The following is a 17828-nucleotide window of genomic DNA, read 5'->3' on the forward strand; positions in this document are numbered from 1 at the left end:
TTGTCGGCTTTGTTCGGATTGTCCATGCGATTTTGGGTTGTTCAGGTTCACACGATGATGCTCATCATTCCTCGTCGTGAAACGCTCGCGATTCTTACGCTCTGGCTGGGCCTATGGAGTGGGCTCACGCCCCTGCGAAGCTTGGCCGCCGACGAGGGCGTGCCGTACAGCGGCCAGCAAACCTTGAGCGACGAAGAATTGCTCGAAGTTGGGCAGCTTTTGGGCGTGGGCAATCGGTTGTACGGACGCCAAGCAGCGGCCTCGGTTGCCACCATCAGGCCCAACTTTCCGCGACGCCCGGATCGCTTGGTTGGTGCCGAGCTTGATCCGCTAGCGGCCTTTGCCGATCCATCCGAAGACGCCGATCCGCTCGCGAATCTTGGTAGCAACGACCCGATCAAACCTCCGGCGGCCAAGGATCCTGAAAAGAAAGACCCGCACGAAGGACTATGGACGGAAGAGTGTTACCCGTCCGCTGAGTCATGCCGTGCGTGTCACCCAAAACACTACGATGAATGGAGCGTCAGCAGCCACGCTTACGCAGCCGTCTCGCCGATGTTCCAGCGATTTGAACAGGCAATGACGGAATTGACCGAGGGCACGGTCGGTTACTTCTGTATTCGATGCCATTCACCTGTCGCGACTCAGCTGGAGATTCCGCGCACGGTCAGCATCTTGGATCAACCACCAGTGGCTCGCGAAGGCGTGACCTGCGTTTCCTGCCATCGAATCAACGAACACTACGGACGAAGCAGCAACGGTGATCGTCGCATCGAACCGGGCAACATCCATGCTCCCGTCGGCCGAGGTGGCAACGGAGCTGGGTTAGCGGACGCCTTGGCCAATGCTGAAAAGAACAAACTGAAAACCCACGCGGAGCAAAAGGGGCCGGGCCAAGCGATTCACAATGGTTCGTACTTCTTCGAACCACTGACCAAGTCAGACATCTGTGCGTCGTGCCACCAAGTCGCCGTGCACCCAGGTATCTCGTTGGAAGTCGTTCACGCCCAGTACCGCAGCAGTCCCGCAGCTAAGTGCGGAATCTCCTGCCAAGATTGTCACATGGGAGCCGTCCCCGGCAAGGCAGAAGGATACGAAGAATGTCATGTCGCGGAGCTATCGGGCAAACCCTACGGTCAGCCCAAGAAACACTCCAATCACACATTCTGGGGCCCCGGTTACTCGATCGCGCACCCGGGAATCTTCCCGCACAACCCCAAGGCCAAGTCTTTCACGCCACGCCAATGGCTGATGTTTGATGATCGCGCCGGATGGGGCACCGAAGAGTTCGAACGCAATGTCTCCGACGGAATGCATTTCCCTAAACCTTGGGACAACGCTGACGACCGACGCGACGGCCGCAAAATCATCGATGCCAACATCGCCAAACTGGACGAAAAACGCGGCTATTCGGCAATGACGCTGGAAGCCGGTGCTCACGTCAGCGATCCGGTGTTCTTCACCACTCCCCAAGTCGGCATGCCGCTCAAGATGGGCTACCGAGTCGACAACATCAGCACCGGTCACAACTTGCCCACCGGTTCCCTCGGTGCTCAACCACAACTTTGGCTGAACGCCGTCTTGATCAATCCCAACAATCAACGCGTTTGGGAAACAGGTTACTTGGATGCGAATGCAGACCTTTGCGACATGCACAGCGTCGAAGTGGCCAAAGGCCGGATCCCTCGCGACAAGAACTTGTTCAACTTGCAAACGAAGTTCTTGATCAACAATGTCCGTGGTACTGACCGCGAGGCTGCGTTGCCGTTGAACTTCAGCCTCGACCAACTCGTTTTCTTGCGACCTGGTGCTCTTCCGATCAGTGTGCTCAACCACCCGCCGTTGATTCGGATGGAAGCGCACAGCATCGCTCCCTTGGATCACCGCATCGCCAAGTACACCATCCCGGCCGAAGCCTTCCGAGTCCCGGGACCGTACCGGTTGAGCGTCCGAATGCGGAGCCGAACCGAACCGATGTACTTCATGCGTCAGATCAACAGCACCCCGGACATGATTCGTCGAATGAACGAGCGGATGATTGACATCTGCCATGGCTCGCACACATTCATGGTGCGTTGATCATGTTGCGATTCAGTTCTTCGTGCCAATGCACTTTCGCGTTGTGTCTGGCGATGTTCGCAATGGCGATGGCGCCGGCGAACTCGTTTGCGCAAACCGTTCGTCTTCGACCACAACGTTTACCACTTGTCGAACCGGAAACGGCACCGAGCCCACCAAAAACAATCGCGGCGAACACGAGTGATGTCCTGCCTCCTTCGCCGTTTCAGGAAGGCCAGGACTTCAACTACGCCGGCCACGCGAACGTCTCGCTTGGATCGCCATCCTTCGCGGATCAATCGATATTGGAAGAAGAGTCCGCTGCAGACTTTGCAAAGTCTGCTGGATTAGAAAACGTATCGCACTTCGCAAACGACTTCTCCCCAACTCCGCTACCGCAGGAATCGAACTGGCACGATGGATCCCGCGAGCAGTGGGTCTATGACGCGAAAGCCGCGGTCCCAACGCAAAGCCCTTGGATCGAATGGGGACGCACGTTCTATGGCCCTGGCATCACGCCACGAGGCAAGAACTGGTTCGGCAGCACCAATATGGCCCGCCCGCAATTTTACTTGTACGGCGATTTTCGATCCGGCATCATCACCGGACGCAACGCAGCGGGACGGACCGACAATTGGGCCAGCCGTCTGAATCTAGACCTCGATCTGCGTCTGACCGATTCCGAACGCTTCCACGGATTCATAGGACCGCTTGATCGCGATGGTCAGTTCAACCGGGTGGATTTCCAAGATGGAAAATTCGACTACCAAGGCGTCTTCGACCCTAACTTTGTGACCGCGTTCTTCGAAGGCGACCTGGGGGCGATGTGGGGTGGCTTCCATGGAAAATCGTCGCCTGCCGAAATGCCTGTGACGATCGGTTTGATCCCACTGCTGTTCCAAAACGGAATCTGGATGGAAGATGCCGTGACCGGTGCCGCGTTCGCGATCCCGGCGCGTCATAGTCGGGCGTTGAATTGGGCCAACTTCGACTGGACATTCTTTGCCGCGATCGACCAAATCAACAGCAACGCGTTTGGAGCGGACGAACACGCCGCCCAAGCTTTCGGCACGGCGTGCTTCATCGAAGCTTACGGGGGATACATCGAAGCCGGCTACGCATACTTGCGAGACCGCGATGACTCGCGTCGAAGCTATCACAACATGACGGTCAGCTTCACCAAACGATACTTGGATCGAATCAGTAACTCACTTCGATTGATCATCAATACGGGACAAGACCTGCCCGATGCCGACGTGACAGCGGACGGCGGCTTATTCTTGTGGGAAAACAGCCTGATCACCGCATCACCATTGACCGTCGTTCCTTACGCGAACTTCTTCTTTGGATGGGGACGGCCACAATCCGTCGCTCGAGCGGGCGGAAGTGGAGGCATCCTGCGCAACACCGGTATCAACTTCGACACCGATGGCCTGAACGGATTTGCGACGCTGGACCCAACTGGGTTCGACACAGTCGGCGGATCAATCGGGATCGATTTGATAGGCAATCAACTCGATCGCCAATTGTTACTGGAAGCGTCTTACCTCACCGAGCACGGCGACTCCAACCCATTCGTCCAAGGCGACCAGTTCGGCATTGGCACGCGTTATCAATTCCCGGTTTCCAACCGCACACTGCTCCGCTTCGACGTCATGCACGGCTGGCGAAGCGATCTACCCAATGTGTACGGCACCCGGATGGAATACCGCTGGAAGTTCTGACGCTGCCCTTCGTCCAACTGTCGTCGCTCCGCGACTTTGGAACAGGTTCAACCCCTCAAAACCTTGGATTGAAACCCAAGGCTGGACAAATGCCGTCGCTCCGCGACTACGCAATCGAGGCATCCCCCGACCAACCGCGGAGCGGTGACATCCGACAGCGTCGGGTTTCAACCCGACGTCTCGGGTCCGCAACACCAACCCAAAGCCGCGGAGCGGCGACATTTGGCAGACACGGGTTTCAACTCGAGGGCTTGGCTCATAGCATCACTTGGTGCCTTCCCCCTCCACATCGATTTCTCTCATGAAACCTGACGACAACCTGTGCCTTTGCTTCCACGTCCCGAGGCGAAAAGTCGAGCAGTTCATTCGGGTGGAGAAACCGCGGCGGGTCAGCGAACTGTCCCAATGCTTTGGCGCCGGAACAGGTTGCGGTTGGTGCCGCCCGTTCCTTCAACGTTTATTCGATTCCACCGACCCGAATGCCGAATCGTTGCCTGCCCCGGAACAATACCAAAACGACCGCAAGGAATACCGGCGAAAACAAGCCGAGGAAGGTTGAACGTTCCCAACCACACCTTCGGTAAAACCCGAACAACCGACACAGGCATCCAGTCCCCACAAAGAACTTTCGTGGCTGACGGGACCAGAACCGTTCGGCAGAGGGTGGCGTTCTAGCTTTTCAATGCCAGTTTGTTCTTCGCAATTCTTCATTGATCGCAGGTGTTTCGGTTGAGTCGTTCAACATCCATTTCAGATTCAGCAACCAACACCGTTGAACGCTTGGAATCGGAGGTGCGGGGTTATTGCCGACTCTTCCCAAGCGTCTTTCAAACCGCAAAAGGCTCGACATTGATGACCGCGGAAGGTCGTCAGTTCATCGACTTCTTCTGCGGCGCTGGATCGTTGAACTACGGTCACAATCCGCCGGCTGTGAAGCAAGCATTGTTGGACTACGTCTCCCATGATGGGATCCAACATTCGCTGGACATGATGACCGAGGCCAAAGCTCAATTCTTGGACAGGTTCGAGCAAACGATTTTGCGACCGCGATCGATGGACTACAAGATCCAGTTCACCGGCCCCACCGGAACCAACGCGGTCGAAGCGGCGATCAAACTCGCCAAGCAACATCGCAAACGATCTCATGTGGTCGCATTCACCAATGCGTACCACGGCCATTCGCTGGGCTCTTTGTCACTAACAGGGAACCAGTCCTACCACAGCGAATACTACGGGTCGCACAACAACGTAAGCTTTCTTCCGTACGACGGCTACCTCGGCGATTTCGACACGACCATCTTGCTCGAAAAAATGCTGACCGACCGTAGCAGCGGAATGCCGCTCCCCGCGGCGGTCGTGCTAGAGACGATCCAAGGGGAAGGCGGGATTCACGTCGCCAATGATGCATGGTTGCAACGAGTCCAAACGCTATGCCGCGAACACGATGTGCTGTTGATTGTGGACGACATTCAAGTTGGCAATGGCCGGACGGGAGAGTTCTTCAGCTTCGAAAAAGCCGGCTTATCGCCCGACCTGATATGTCTCTCGAAATCCATCGGTGGCGGCCTACCTCTGTCGCTGGTGATGATTCGCCCCGAGTGCGATGTATGGCAACCGGGGCAACACACTGGCACATTCCGAGGCAACAACCTGGCTTTCGTTGCGGCCAACGCGGTCTTGAACCACTGGAATGAGGGCTCATTCGTGGATGGCATCCAAGTCCGCAGCAACACGCTTCAAGCATTCTTGTCGTCCATCGTTTCGGAACACGTAAGCGAGAACTGGGACCTTCGCGGTCGAGGAATGATTTGGGGCCTGGACGTTCGCCGTGGCGATCTGGCTCGCAAGGTCATCGACACCGCATTTCAAAATGGCTTGCTGCTGGAGTCCTGTGGCAGCGATGACGAAGTCCTGAAGTTCATACCGGCTCTGAACATCCCGGAACAACAACTCCAACAAGGTTTGCAACTGTTTCGACAAAGCTTGCAAACAGTGTTTCCAAATCCTTCCGCAACCACGCCAACACTCATTCCATCCACAGGATCGCCGGTCACCTCGTTTGGTTCATCGATGGTGGTCTCATGAAGTCTATCGAATCGATCCCGCCATTCATTGATCTGTTTTGGAAGCAATGCGAATCAACCCCAGATCGTGTTGCGGTTGTGCAAGACGATTGCTCGTGGACCTACCGCGAACTGCGATTGCAATCTTGTCACATCGCTGAGTCACTACGTACCGCCGGCGTTCTGCCGGGTGATCGAGTGGGAATGTGTGTCGACCGCAGTCCCATCGCCATCGCTGCGATGCTGGGAATTCATCTGGCCGGTGCGGCATTCGTGCCTTTGGACCCAGAGTACCCGGCCGAGCGACTGCGTTTCATGCTGGAAGACGCTGAAATCACAACGCTGATAGGCCACGCGAAATATCGTTCGTTGTTCGATGCCGATGAGTCCTCGACTAGCTCGGAAAAATCGATCGCGACTCTCAACTGGTTGGAAGCATCGGATCTGATCCGCGCTGAGAACTCGTCCACCTCCCCAATACGAGAAGACTATTTCAAACTGACTGGTAAGCAACTCGCCTATGTCATGTACACCTCGGGATCGACGGGAAACCCCAAGGGCGTGCTGATCAATCACGCTGCATTGACGACCTATTGCGAAGCGGACATGGAAGTCTACCGGTTGCATGCGAGTGACCGGACGCTGCAGTTCTCAACGCTCACCTTTGACATAGCGATCGAAGAAGTTTTCCCACCATTGTTGTGCGGTAGCTGCGTCGTGGTGCGACCGCTCGAACGAGCCGATTCAGCCAATGAACTTTCGCACATCATCGACTCGCTCCGAATCACTGCCGTCCACCTTGCAACCGCCTATTGGCATCAATGGGTCGATTTGATGGTCGCCACCGGTTCTCGCGTTCCGAAGAGCCTCCGATTGATGGTCGTCACGGGAGAAAAAGTGAGTGTCGATCATTATCGACGTTGGCAAACCATCTGCGATCACGATGTTTTGTGGTGTAACGCTTATGGACCTACGGAAGCCACCGTCACCGCGACAGTATTCGTACCCGAAGCTGACTTCGCCGGTGCCAACATGCCGATTGGAAAACCTCTGCCCGGATATTCCGCGGCGATCTTCGACAAAGACTTGGCGGAAGTCTCCGTGGGTGAAACGGGGCAACTGTTCATCGGTGGTCCGGCATTGGCCGACGGCTATCTCAATCGACCAGAACTGACTCACGCAGCCTTCATTGAACGTCCGAGTTCGCACGGCGAAATACAACGCTGGTACCGATCCGGAGACATCGCCCGCTGGATGGATGATGGCAACATCGACTTTGGTGGCCGAGTCGATCATCAGATCAAACTTGGATCGTACCGCATTGAACCCGGAGAAATCGAAGCCGCACTGACTTCGATTTCCGAGGTCAAAGAGGCATTGGTGACCGCCGAATCAATGGATGGGCAAACCACACTGCTCGCGCACATCGGCTTGGGTGCAGACAGACTTCCTACCAACAGCCTCAACAAAGAAGCGTCGAGCGAACTCCCCGCAACTGCTGCTCGAATTGCCAAGCACCTACGAGAGAAATTGCCGCCTTACATGGTGCCGACACGTTTCGTTTTTGTTGAATCATTCCCCAAAACGATCAACGGAAAAATTGATCGCGAAAGCCTTCCCGATAGCAGCCATGCCGTCGTGGCCCGCGAGGAAAGCCTCGTTGAACCTCAATCAGATTTGCAGCGCCAACTGTGTGAGATCTGGAGCTCCGTCCTGCAGGTTCCGCAGATCGGAATTGACGACGACTTTTTCCTGCTCGGCGGAAGTTCATTGTTGGTGACCCAGGTGGTTGCTCGGGTCAAGAACCAGTTGGGATTGGAGCTTCCCGTTCGAGATTTCTTTGCCAACCCAACGATTGAACTCGCTGCTCGTCACATTCAAGCGATGTTGGGCGACGAATCAAAGACAGCGGACGAAGCGACAGCAGCCATTCAATCTCAGCGGGATCGTTTGCCAGTGATGGAAGCGTTTTTTCTGCCAAGCGGTGCACATGATCTTTTTGCGGTGCACTACTCGCCACCCTCGCGACAAACACGACGAAACCGAGCGGTTGTGCTGTGTCATGCGTATGGCCATGAGTACGCGCGTAGCTATCGAAATTTGCAGCAGCTTGCCGTGCATTTGGCTCAACAGGGCTTTGATGTCTTGCGCTTCGATTACGCGGGAACTGGTAACTCGCACGGCAACGCACTGGAAGCCTCGCCGCACGTGATGATGAAAAACATTCGCGATGTCTCGAATTGGATGCGTCAGCGACATGAGCTTGATTCAGTCTCTCTAATTGGGATCCGTTTGGGAGCAACCTTGGCGGCGTGCTCGGCAGCTACCGGGATCAATCAACGGCTACTTTGGGACCCTGTTTTTTGTGGAGAGACATTTCTTCAAAACCTCGACCAACTTCACGCAAAAACGCTCACCAACGAAGTACGTTTTGCACGACCACGAGAGTCGAGTTCGATCGACCAAGCCTACGGCACACGACTGAATCACGTGGTACGCCGGCAATTGAGTCAGTTGAAATTGGACCTGAATGAATCGCAGGATGCTCCCGCGACCACGTTGCTGCTCAGCCAAGACTATGAGGTTCCCGGAATCGATGATTCGCCTTCATCGATCACTGGCTCCGTCATTCAAATGGACGACGAAATTGGCTGGGACCGTCCCGAGCTCAACGAATCGGCGTTCTCATCACCCGGTGCGATTCGGCACATCACACAACTCCTGGTCGACAAGCTCGATGGCGGCAGTGCAATCGAGGTGCAATCATGAATCCAACCAACACACCCACCACTTCATTCGCCAGCTCCACCATTGTTCCTACGTTGGTTCCGTCAAAGCGGAACGAAACCGGACGCAATCACACTGACCGTGCCGCTGCAGAACAAGCAGTCGTCTTCGGTAGTCATCACCATTTGGTCGGCATTTTCCATCCAACAAGCAATCCAGTGGATGCCGAGACGGCAGTGATTTTCGTTACCCCAGGAATGCTACACAACGCCGGACCGTTTCGACTGCACGTTGACATGGCACGCCGACTCGGCCGACGCGGCGTGGCATCGTTCCGGTTCGACTTGTCAGGCATTGGTGAAAGCTTGCCAGTTGGGGCCAGCGGTCGTTCGATCGATCGAGCCAGTGATGAAATTCGCGAAGCGATCGATTGGCTCGAAGAACAGCACGGGATTCAAAAGGTCATCCTCTTCGGATTGTGCTCTGGCGCAGATGATTCGATTCATGCCGCGCAAAAAGATTCGCGAGTATCCGGCATCATCACGATGGATGCGTGTGGCTACCCCACGCGTCGCTTTCGGTGGAATCGGATTCGACATCATTACGCGCCACGGCTCGCCTCATCGGCCGCGTGGAAACGCCTGAGCCGGCGGGTCATTGGAAAAACTTTGGCGATGAATTGGTTGCTGCGTTTGCTTCCCGACTCCTCCGGCCCCGAATACTCGACCATGCCCATGGGATCGGATTTGCGTGAGTATCCCTCTCGCGAAGCTGCGGAAGTGGAGTTTCAGCAGCTAGTGAATCGCGGGTGCCGCCTGCACATGATCTACACCGGAGGCGCGTTGGAGATTTACAACTACGCCGAGCAATTCTTTGAAATGTTGCCCGGTGTTCAATGGAACGACTTGGCCACCGTGGATTTTTATCCCGAAATGGACCACGTCGCGATTCTTTGCGAAGACAGGAATATAGTCGTTGATCGGGTAACGGAACGTGTCGTTGATTTCGCTCAACAAAATTGAACACACGCATCGACCGCCAGCAGATCCCCTTGCTTTTTGACGCTCGATGACGAACGATGAAGGAAGCGGGAGCGGCTGAGCTTCTGAAAACGTTGGTCAAGGAATGGTTGGATGTCTCGTTTTTTCTTTGGAATGTTGACCGGGGCCGTGCTGATGTACGGTTCGATGCATTACCACCTGGTACGTGGTGAAGAAGGATTTTTCCTGGTTCCGAAGATCAGCAACAATCTGCAAGACGTTTACGTCGACATTCGCGACTACACGCTGGACGATTGGAAGGAGCACAAACCGTTGGCTGCTGCGATCATGAAGAGCAATCGATCCGAATTGCTGTCCGACTCAACCCTGACGGGGTTTCGAGAAAATGTTCATTCGTTGGTCGATGGTTTATTTGCCAAGTGATGCAACCGTCACGACCGCTTCATTGAATTCGCTTGCACCATTCGTGTCATTCACGACAACGTGATTCTGAGTCGGATCGTTCGAGCTCGACCGCCGACCAAGTCGATGATTTCCAGCAGCGCTCAGTTCAGAGCGTAGGCTTCACGCGTGATGGGAATGATCGCAATGGACATGAATCGAAATCGGTACTTCATGATCGGAGTCCTGCTGATATTGCTGGGCGTCCAATTTCGAATGGTCGACTCGTTTGTTCTTAACGAACCAACGACTCGAGCGATGGCGAAGATGTCAAAGAAGTCCAATGTGGTCGCACAAGATTCATTCAGCAATTTTCTAATGCAGGTGCACCCCAAACCGACCAAACGTGTTCACCCACCACGCTGGTTGGGATTGGCGATGATCGCCGTTGGCACCGTGGTCAGCCTGCACGCGATTGCGATGCCTCGAGAGTGACCCTCACACTGAGAATGATCACGAATCCATCGTTGATGACAGCGTTGCACCTCGCGTGAAGAGATCGATCCATGCCTAACAAACGATCGACGAAATGCAATTTGATCGCTGGCAAGCTCACCGCCCACGTGATGCTGGCCGCTCCGTTCGTTCTTTGTCTTGGCGTGGTCGCAGTGTCCGCCGCGGATCCAGTTGGGACGGGGCAATCCAGTTTCAACCGCCAGACGATGCCGCCCATGTCCAATGGTGCGGCGAATGCCGGTGATCCGTTGACGACCGCGGGAGTGATTTTGCGAGAAGGCACCCGCGTCGGACCGGTCACGGGACGCTTCGTCCTCAGCGGCCATCGATGGCGTTTTCTGCCCGAGCAACCAGATGCGGTTCGGGAACAGAATTTGGACACGCTGGTCCAGCACGGGTTGGCTCGCAAACCCAATCAAGAAGAAGAAACGCTGCTCGGAAAGAAGCAACCGATTGGTCGTGGGATCGGAACGTTTGACTCCACCAACCTGGAAGATCCTGACTTGCCGATCACTCCGGCAGCCATCGCGGTGCCGATGACCTTGGTGACCGAAAACCTCATGCTCGACCGGATATCACGGGCAATCGAAGAAGATTCCAACGATGATCGCTGGACCATCACGGGTTACGTCACCGAGTTTCGCGACGAAAACCGCCTGGTGATTGAAACCACGGTCCGAGCCCCCATGGTTCCTCTATCCAAAACGGTACTCGGCGGACGTTGAATTCATCTGGCGACGCATGGCGAATTGCGTCAAAATTGCTGGACATCGCCACCCCGGCGATGCAAATTCGAGCTGGACAGGAAACGCCAGCCAAACCATTCAACGTCATGAATCCGGGTAGGAAACCGTGAAATCGCGTCTGCGTCTGATGCGTCAACGAGCTCTCGACGCGATTGCTTATGCGATGGTGCGTTTGATCGTTGCGTCAATCCAAGTCATGCCATTGGACATGGGCGATCGATTTTGCCGTGTCGTGGCAGCGATCCTGAGCGGTCCGCTGCCCGTTCGAAAACAGGTCATTCAAACGACGCTGGCAAAGATTTTCCCCAACCTGCCCCAGCGGAAGCAGAAAGAATTGACCTTCGCGATGTGGCATCACTTGATGCTGATGGTTTGCGAAGTCGCCTGGGCTCAGCGACGATTGCATCGCGGCAATTGGCACCGACACGTGCGTTTCCATGGCAACCGGACGATGTTGCAATACATGTTGAGCGATCGCCCTTCGGTCTATGTGACCGGCCACTTCGGTAACTTCGAAGTCGGTGGTTACACCATGGGTGTGATGGGAGTCGGCACGCTGACCATCGCCCGGCGTCTGGACAATCAACATCTACACCAATGGGTTGAGGACTTTCGCAGTGCGAAGGGCCAAAGCATGGTCGATAAAATTGGCTGTGCCCCGATCGTCGAAAAGCACTTGAGCGAAGGCGGCATGCTTTCCCTTTTGGGTGATCAACACGCCGGCGAAAAAGGGCTTTGGACCGAATTCTGTGGCGTCCCCGCATCATGCCACAAGGCTCTTGCTCTATTTTCACTGACCGCGAGCGCACCAATGTTGAGTGTGTACACACGCCGTGTTGATGGCAAACCGATGCAGTTTGAATCGGGATTGCTGGGCCTCGTGGACCCCGCCACAGGTTCAGAGAATGGACAATCAGTCGGCCAACTGACCGAATGGTACAACGAACAACTCGAATCGATGATCGACTTGGCACCCGAACAATACTGGTGGTTGCATCGACGCTGGCGCAAGCCTCCCGAGAAGGTCGCTCGGCGTTTGGCGAAAAAGCGTGAAAAAGCGCTGCAAGCAAGTACAGTTTCAACAGCGTCGACCTCGCAGGCTGCTTGAACAGCACGGCACAAAAGTTGGCCAGGTCAAAAAGCGGACTCACATCTCAGCAGATAAAAATTCTGTCGTGAAGCAGTCTTCCGCTTTCACAGCGTCCGCGTTGACCAACTCCAGTTCGATCATCTGATCGACCAATTCTTGCCATCGAGTGTCGGTCATCATGCCGACCTCGTTGCTGTTTCCACGCGGCATTGCGAGCGGAACCATCTGCTCGGCTCCGAACCGCAATGCCTCTTCGGTCATTCCATGTTGATTCGCATCGAGAATCGCGGCGTTTGCCTGTGCGGGTGAATCCAAGAATTTTTTCCAACCCGCGACGGTTCCCTCCACCATCGCGCGAACAATGTCTGGAGATTCTCGAATCATATCGCCGGTCGTCACCAAGACGCTCGAATAAGGGTTCCACCCCAACTCGCTAACCATCAACGTGCGAACTTCGAGGCCTTGCTGTTCTGCGATCAACGGTTCCGCCACGCTGTAGGCTTGCACCGCGATTTTCGGATCGGTCACCATCGCCGCGATGCTGTTGTGATAGGGCACTTGGCGAACGTCTTTCAGATAGCCACGTTTTTCGAGAAACGTAAGGTACGCGCGGCCTGCTTGGCGTTGTAGCGTCAAACCCGACAAGTTCTCCAAGCTTTCGACACCACTATCCGCTCGCACGAGGATGCATCGCGGGTGGTCTTGAACAGCTGCCATGACGGCAACCACGTCGGCACCTTGAGCTCGAAACAAAACCACATCGTCCGCATTGGTGATCGCAAACTGGCTGCGTCCCATAGCCAGTTCCGGTGCGACCGGGGTTGCGCGACCACCTGGCTGAATATCAACGTTGAGCCCCAGCGACTCGTAGGTGCCATCGACGACTGATTGATAGACGCCGCCGTGCTCGACTTCGGGGTACCAATTCAGCTGAACCGAAACACTGCGAATCGAATCATTCGTTTCATTACCAGATGAGTCTGCCGGTTTTTGTGAGCAGCCCGTCCCTGCCACGAGCAATAAACAACCGATGGACGACCAACTTCGCATCCATTCAGACGCGCGAAAGGTTGCAGAGTAGGCAGACGATTGCATCGGTGAACTCAATTCACGAGGAGGTATCGTTTCAAAAACAGTCGACTCAGTAGATTCACTCCGCCAAAGAGAATCAAACCCAACAACGTAGAGACTGCCAAAGCTGCCATCAATGCGTCCGTCATCGTCCGAGCTTGCCAGCCCGTCATCACGGCGCCGAGCCCCTCATAGTTAGCCCCGTTGCTGACAAAGAACTCCGCGACAATTGCACCAATCACGGCCAACCCACTGCTGATTCGTGCACCGAGCACCAGAAACGGAATGGCGGTTGGGATCTGGACGCGACAAAGCCGCTGCCATCGCGTGGCACCATACATTCGCAGCAAGTCATTGTGTTCGGGACGAACCGAGGTCAGCCCCGTGGTCACGTTGTTGACGATCGGAAACAAACAAATGATCACAGTCGCGATAACCGCGGTTCGAAACTCGTAACCCGACCAAATGACCAACAGTGGAGCGATAGCGACGATGGGGACGGTTTGCAGAAACACCACATATGGAAAGAGCGCACGTCGCAGCAATCGTGACTGACTGAACAAGATCGAGACGCTGCCACCGATGATCACCGCGACGAACAAACTGACTGTTGCAGTCCACAGCGTGATCCAACCTGATTTCAGCAGGACGTCGCGATGTTGCCACCCCGCCTCCGCGACTTGCCAGGGTGTGGGCAAGAGAAGCTTTGGTAAATCGAAAAGCTTCACAACAAAATGCCAAGCGGCGATCCCCAACGCCGCGACCATGATCACCGCGAAGGCGGTCCACGCCCACTCACACCGGTTTCCGCGAATCGACTTTGAGCCCTGTTGCACCTCGCTGCTCATGAGAACGCCCTTTCCGAATTGGACGACGCAGCGTTCTCGAGAGCGTCGCTGACCTTGCCAAAGAATTCCGCAAACTCGTTGGTTCGTCTCAGGTCCTTATGCGGCTTCGATGTTGAAAGCGGATTGGGTATTTCGCTGACGATGCTTCCGCGATGCATCACACAGATACGTTCGCTGAGCTGGATCGCTTCGGCAATGTTGTGAGTGACCAAAATGCTGGTGAAGCGGTGATGCCCCCACAACTTCAAATACAGCCGGCCCAGCTGATTTCTCAGCATGTCATCCAGGGCCGCGAAAGGTTCATCGAGCAGCAAGAACTCAGGTCTCGTTACCAATGCCCGAGCGATCGATGCTCGCATCTTCATGCCGCCGGACAATTGATGGGGATAGCGCGTCGCCGCTTCGGTCAATTGCACTTCCTTGATCGCCGCCAACGCACGCTCACGCAGATCCTTCGCAGACGCCCGTTCGCGACGTCGTCCCAGAGTGAGTGGCAAAGCAACGTTCTTGAGCACATTGGTCCACGGCAACAGAGCAGGTTGCTGAAAGACAAACGATGTGGCAACCGAGCGTCGGTTAACGGCCGGCTGACGTCCTACTTTCCCATCGTCGCTGTTTTTGGGCGTGCCTTCAAAGTTTTGCTGCTCACTCTCATTGCTTCGTTGGTACTTGTTGCTTCGCTGGCAAACACCGCTGGTCAGTGGTTGCAACCCGGCAATCACCCGAAGCAGGGTGGTCTTACCGCATCCACTCGGGCCGACAAACGCCAGCCTTTCTCCTTGCCGGACACTTAGATTGATGCGATCGAGGGCGCACACACCGCCGGGATAGGTTACCGTGGCATCGCGGCAAACGACTGCGGTGCCAGCATCGATCTTGTCGGGTAGGGCGTTCATGTCAAACAGAGTTTAATCATTCGACAATGGACTCCGACAGGACGTTTGGTATCTCGCCGACGATACATCGCTGGACGAACGAATGAGACCACTTGGACGACATCTCTGAGATGGTGACATTGGGGAAGGCATTGGAAATTCGATGAAGACACTGGAAGTGCATTGCTTGGGAACGGCTGGGTATCATCCCAACGAATCTCGTCACACATCGTGTTACTTCCTACCGAAGTCCGGCGTGCTGCTTGATGCGGGCACGGGAATCTTTCGTCTGCCCAAGCTTATCGAAACCGACCACCTCGATATCCTTCTCAGTCACGCCCATCTCGATCATGTCGTCGGCCTAACATTCTTGTTGGATATCCTGCATCAGCGGCCCGTGAAGGAGGTTTGTGTTTGGGGTCAGCGAGAAAAGCTGGCAGCCATTCGAGAACACCTGTTCCACGAGAGCCTCTTCCCCGTCGCAATCCCGGTGACATGGCACGCGATTGACGATCAGTCCACATGTGATCTGCATGGAACGGAGATGTCTTGGCGACCTCAGGAGCATCCCGGAGGATCGGTGGCTTATCGACTGCATACCCCCAGGCCAGAATCATCTGCCTCTGATCCCCCCGCCGTATTGGTCTATGCAACCGACACGCTTGGCGAAGATGACCCGGAATCGCTTCGTTGGATGTCGGGTGCAGACTTGTTGATGCATGAATGCAATTTCGACAACCAGAATCAGAAGTGGGCGGAGAAGACCGGCCACTGCTATCTGCGAAAGGTATTGGACATCGCTGGCCAGACCAAACCGCGACGTCTATTGCTCACGCATATCAACCCAATCGCTGAACTGGAAATCGGCGATGAAGGCCAATCGCTTGACTGTCCAATCGAAATCGCGACGGATGGTTTGAGCGTCGCGTTCTAAGATTGATCGTGGACCAGTGATTCACGTCTTCGTCCAGACGTGATCAGGTTGCCGCCGTTTCGCGGCGAGCCTCTTCGACACGATACATCTCGCGCCAAGGCAATTGGATCCCACCGTCGATCGTCAGCGTGCTGCCGGTGATGTATTCACTGCGAGGGTCGCAAAGGAACACAGCACCGCGACCGATTTCGCGAATTTGACCAAGACGGCCCCAAGGCAATTTGGCACCTTCGGAACGCAATGTTTCCTCTTTGAAGAACTTTCGTTCGCCGGGAGTGTCGATCCACCCCGGATGAATCAGGTTCACACGAATACGTTTCGATGCGAGTTCCACCGCGGCGGTTCGCGCCATTTGATCGTTCGCAGCCTTGGCCATGTTGTAAGCCATCGCCCCAGGCATCGGCATGTGAGCGTGAGGACTGCTGATGACGACAATGTTGCCGCCATTGCCACTGTCGACCATCTTTTGGGCACCCGATCGAACCAGATGAAAAGCGCCCCACATGCTGACATCGATCGTGCGTCGGAACTCATCCATGTCGGATTCCAACATCAAATGTCGATCGCTGTAAGCGGCATTGCTAACAACAATGTCCAAACCGCCCATTTGCTGGCAGGCGTCAGAGACCATACCTCGGACTTGGTCGGCATCCGAAATGTCGGCCCCGATTGCGAACGCGGCGACTCCGAGAGCTTCGCACTCTTTCACGACGCTTTCGGCTTCTTCGGGATTCGAATGATAATTTATCGTAACCGACGCGCCCGCCTGAGCCATTTCCAACGCGATCCCGCGTCCGATTCCGCGTGAAGCTCCCGAGATCAACGCACGCTTCCCCTTCAACGGTCGAGAAGAATCGGAGGGCGAGATCGAATCGGATGATTCAGCGGACATTCATTCAACTCCAGGGGCAGGGCAATGGGCGGAAAACATTTCCGGCAAACAATCAGAATAAAACGCCCTCGGAGTATAGCGAATCGGTCACAATGTGTCTGATGCCCAGACGCGGTCGACGCCAAAGTTTTTTGATCCGCTTGACGTTTCGCACTCTCAATCGTCAATCTGCATGCATCCCATCGCTCATCGTGTTCGCTCAATCGATGGAGAGCCCACCGCTGAATGACTGACGGTTCAGGTTGTCACGCACGACTGATTCGACCAGCCATTAGCGATCCTACCCACCAACGATGGCCAATGACAAACGATCCTAGCCCTCATCAGCCTGAAACGGAATTCACCGGCTCGAAACTACTGCCAACAGACCCGTTGGTCGTAATTGGGTGGCGTGAATGGGTTGGATTGCCAGAGTTAAAAGTTCGTCACGTCAAAGCCAAAATCGACACGGGTGCACGATCCAGTTCGCTGCACGCGTTTGATGTGGAAACGTATTTCGAGAACGATGTGGAGCGTGTTCGCTTCTCCATTCACCCCGTCCAGCGCCGTGACGACCTGCATATCGAAGCCGATGTGCCGATTTTGGAACGTCGACATGTCCGCAGCAGCAACGGCAACGTCAGCGAACGAATCGTGATTCGCACCGCACTGGAAATCTTACGACGCCGAGTGATGGTGGATTTGACTCTCGCCAATCGTGACTCGATGGGTTTTCGTATGTTGGTGGGCCGCGAAGCAATTCGAAATCGATTCTTGGTCGATTCCGCCGCATCGTTTTTGGCTGGCCGCAGAAGACGCAAACGTCCCAATGGGACGGAACCACCATTGAACTGAATCGCCATAACGTGACCGTCTCACTCGGTCAAAGATAGACACTGCCTCTGCACTCGCATCGGATGCAT

Annotated in this window: 16 protein-coding genes; 12 read left to right on the forward strand and 4 right to left on the reverse strand. The window is 55.2% G+C overall.

Features of this window, described 5'->3' with window-relative positions; genetic code table 11:
- Nucleotides 1-24 precede the first annotated feature (24 nt).
- The 10 genes from RB_RS14850 (at nucleotide 25) to RB_RS14895 (ending at nucleotide 12324) form a co-directional block, all read left to right on the forward strand.
- Complete coding sequence (locus RB_RS14850; protein WP_164922052.1) at nucleotides 25-2079, forward strand: multiheme c-type cytochrome; 2055 nt, start codon at nucleotides 25-27, stop codon at nucleotides 2077-2079.
- A 2-nt stretch (nucleotides 2080-2081) separates the two neighbouring features.
- Nucleotides 2082-3782: a hypothetical protein gene (locus tag RB_RS14855; protein WP_164922053.1), complete on the forward strand. Its 1701-nt coding sequence runs from the start codon at nucleotides 2082-2084 to the stop codon at nucleotides 3780-3782.
- A gap of 301 nt (nucleotides 3783-4083) precedes the next feature.
- Nucleotides 4084-4341 (forward strand): (2Fe-2S)-binding protein, encoded by a 258-nt coding sequence (locus RB_RS14860; RefSeq protein ID WP_007329104.1) that lies wholly within the window; start codon nucleotides 4084-4086, stop codon nucleotides 4339-4341.
- Between the two features lie 161 nt (nucleotides 4342-4502).
- Entirely contained in the window at nucleotides 4503-5867 is a 1365-nt protein-coding gene (gene ectB / locus RB_RS14865; RefSeq protein ID WP_011121322.1) for a diaminobutyrate--2-oxoglutarate transaminase, read from the forward strand.
- Nucleotides 5864-8614: an amino acid adenylation domain-containing protein gene (locus tag RB_RS14870; protein ID WP_011121323.1), complete on the forward strand. Its 2751-nt coding sequence runs from the start codon at nucleotides 5864-5866 to the stop codon at nucleotides 8612-8614. The genes ectB and RB_RS14870 overlap by 4 nt, the downstream gene beginning before the upstream one ends.
- The gene (locus RB_RS14875) at nucleotides 8611-9594 is read left to right on the forward strand and encodes an alpha/beta hydrolase (protein ID WP_011121324.1); all 984 of its coding nucleotides are present in this window, start codon (nucleotides 8611-8613) and stop codon (nucleotides 9592-9594) included. Before RB_RS14870 ends, RB_RS14875 begins: the two co-directional genes overlap by 4 nt.
- Before the next feature lie 111 nt (nucleotides 9595-9705).
- Nucleotides 9706-9996, forward strand: a complete 291-nt coding sequence (locus RB_RS14880) for a hypothetical protein (RefSeq protein ID WP_007337613.1) — start codon at nucleotides 9706-9708, stop codon at nucleotides 9994-9996.
- A gap of 171 nt (nucleotides 9997-10167) precedes the next feature.
- Nucleotides 10168-10449, forward strand: coding sequence for a hypothetical protein (locus RB_RS14885; RefSeq protein ID WP_231845665.1), 282 nt, complete (start codon nucleotides 10168-10170; stop codon nucleotides 10447-10449).
- Nucleotides 10450-10520: 71 nt separating this feature from the next.
- The gene (locus tag RB_RS14890) at nucleotides 10521-11195 is read left to right on the forward strand and encodes a hypothetical protein (RefSeq protein ID WP_011121325.1); all 675 of its coding nucleotides are present in this window, start codon (nucleotides 10521-10523) and stop codon (nucleotides 11193-11195) included.
- A gap of 127 nt (nucleotides 11196-11322) precedes the next feature.
- On the forward strand, nucleotides 11323-12324 hold the full coding sequence (locus RB_RS14895) for a lysophospholipid acyltransferase family protein (protein ID WP_011121326.1): 1002 nt from the start codon (nucleotides 11323-11325) through the stop codon (nucleotides 12322-12324).
- Nucleotides 12325-12363: 39 nt separating this feature from the next.
- On the opposite strand, the gene RB_RS14900 is transcribed toward RB_RS14895, so the two are convergent.
- From RB_RS14900 to RB_RS14910, 3 genes are read right to left on the reverse strand one after another with little or no spacing between them, the layout of a single operon-like run.
- Nucleotides 12364-13401: an ABC transporter substrate-binding protein gene (locus RB_RS14900; RefSeq protein WP_164922054.1), complete on the reverse strand. Its 1038-nt coding sequence runs from the start codon at nucleotides 13399-13401 to the stop codon at nucleotides 12364-12366.
- An 8-nt stretch (nucleotides 13402-13409) separates the two neighbouring features.
- Nucleotides 13410-14225 carry an ABC transporter permease gene (locus RB_RS14905; RefSeq protein ID WP_011121328.1) on the reverse strand — a complete coding sequence of 272 codons (816 nt, stop codon included), beginning with the start codon at nucleotides 14223-14225 and terminating at the stop codon, nucleotides 13410-13412.
- Nucleotides 14222-15121, reverse strand: coding sequence for an ABC transporter ATP-binding protein (locus RB_RS14910; protein WP_011121329.1), 900 nt, complete (start codon nucleotides 15119-15121; stop codon nucleotides 14222-14224). The genes RB_RS14905 and RB_RS14910 overlap by 4 nt, the downstream gene beginning before the upstream one ends.
- A 142-nt stretch (nucleotides 15122-15263) precedes the next feature.
- On the opposite strand from RB_RS14910, the gene RB_RS14915 reads away from it, so the two are divergent.
- Nucleotides 15264-16034 (forward strand): MBL fold metallo-hydrolase, encoded by a 771-nt coding sequence (locus RB_RS14915; RefSeq protein ID WP_011121331.1) that lies wholly within the window; start codon nucleotides 15264-15266, stop codon nucleotides 16032-16034.
- Between the two features lie 43 nt (nucleotides 16035-16077).
- Here RB_RS14915 and RB_RS14920 read toward each other — a convergent pair whose 3' ends face one another.
- The gene (locus RB_RS14920; protein ID WP_011121332.1) at nucleotides 16078-16926 is read right to left on the reverse strand and encodes an SDR family NAD(P)-dependent oxidoreductase; all 849 of its coding nucleotides are present in this window, start codon (nucleotides 16924-16926) and stop codon (nucleotides 16078-16080) included.
- Between the two features lie 300 nt (nucleotides 16927-17226).
- On the opposite strand from RB_RS14920, the gene RB_RS14925 reads away from it, so the two are divergent.
- Nucleotides 17227-17760, forward strand: coding sequence for an ATP-dependent zinc protease family protein (locus RB_RS14925; RefSeq protein WP_007334532.1), 534 nt, complete (start codon nucleotides 17227-17229; stop codon nucleotides 17758-17760).
- Nucleotides 17761-17828 lie beyond the last annotated feature (68 nt).

The organism is Rhodopirellula baltica SH 1, from assembly GCF_000196115.1.
In the GTDB taxonomy this organism is placed as follows: Bacteria; Planctomycetota; Planctomycetia; order Pirellulales; family Pirellulaceae; genus Rhodopirellula; species Rhodopirellula baltica.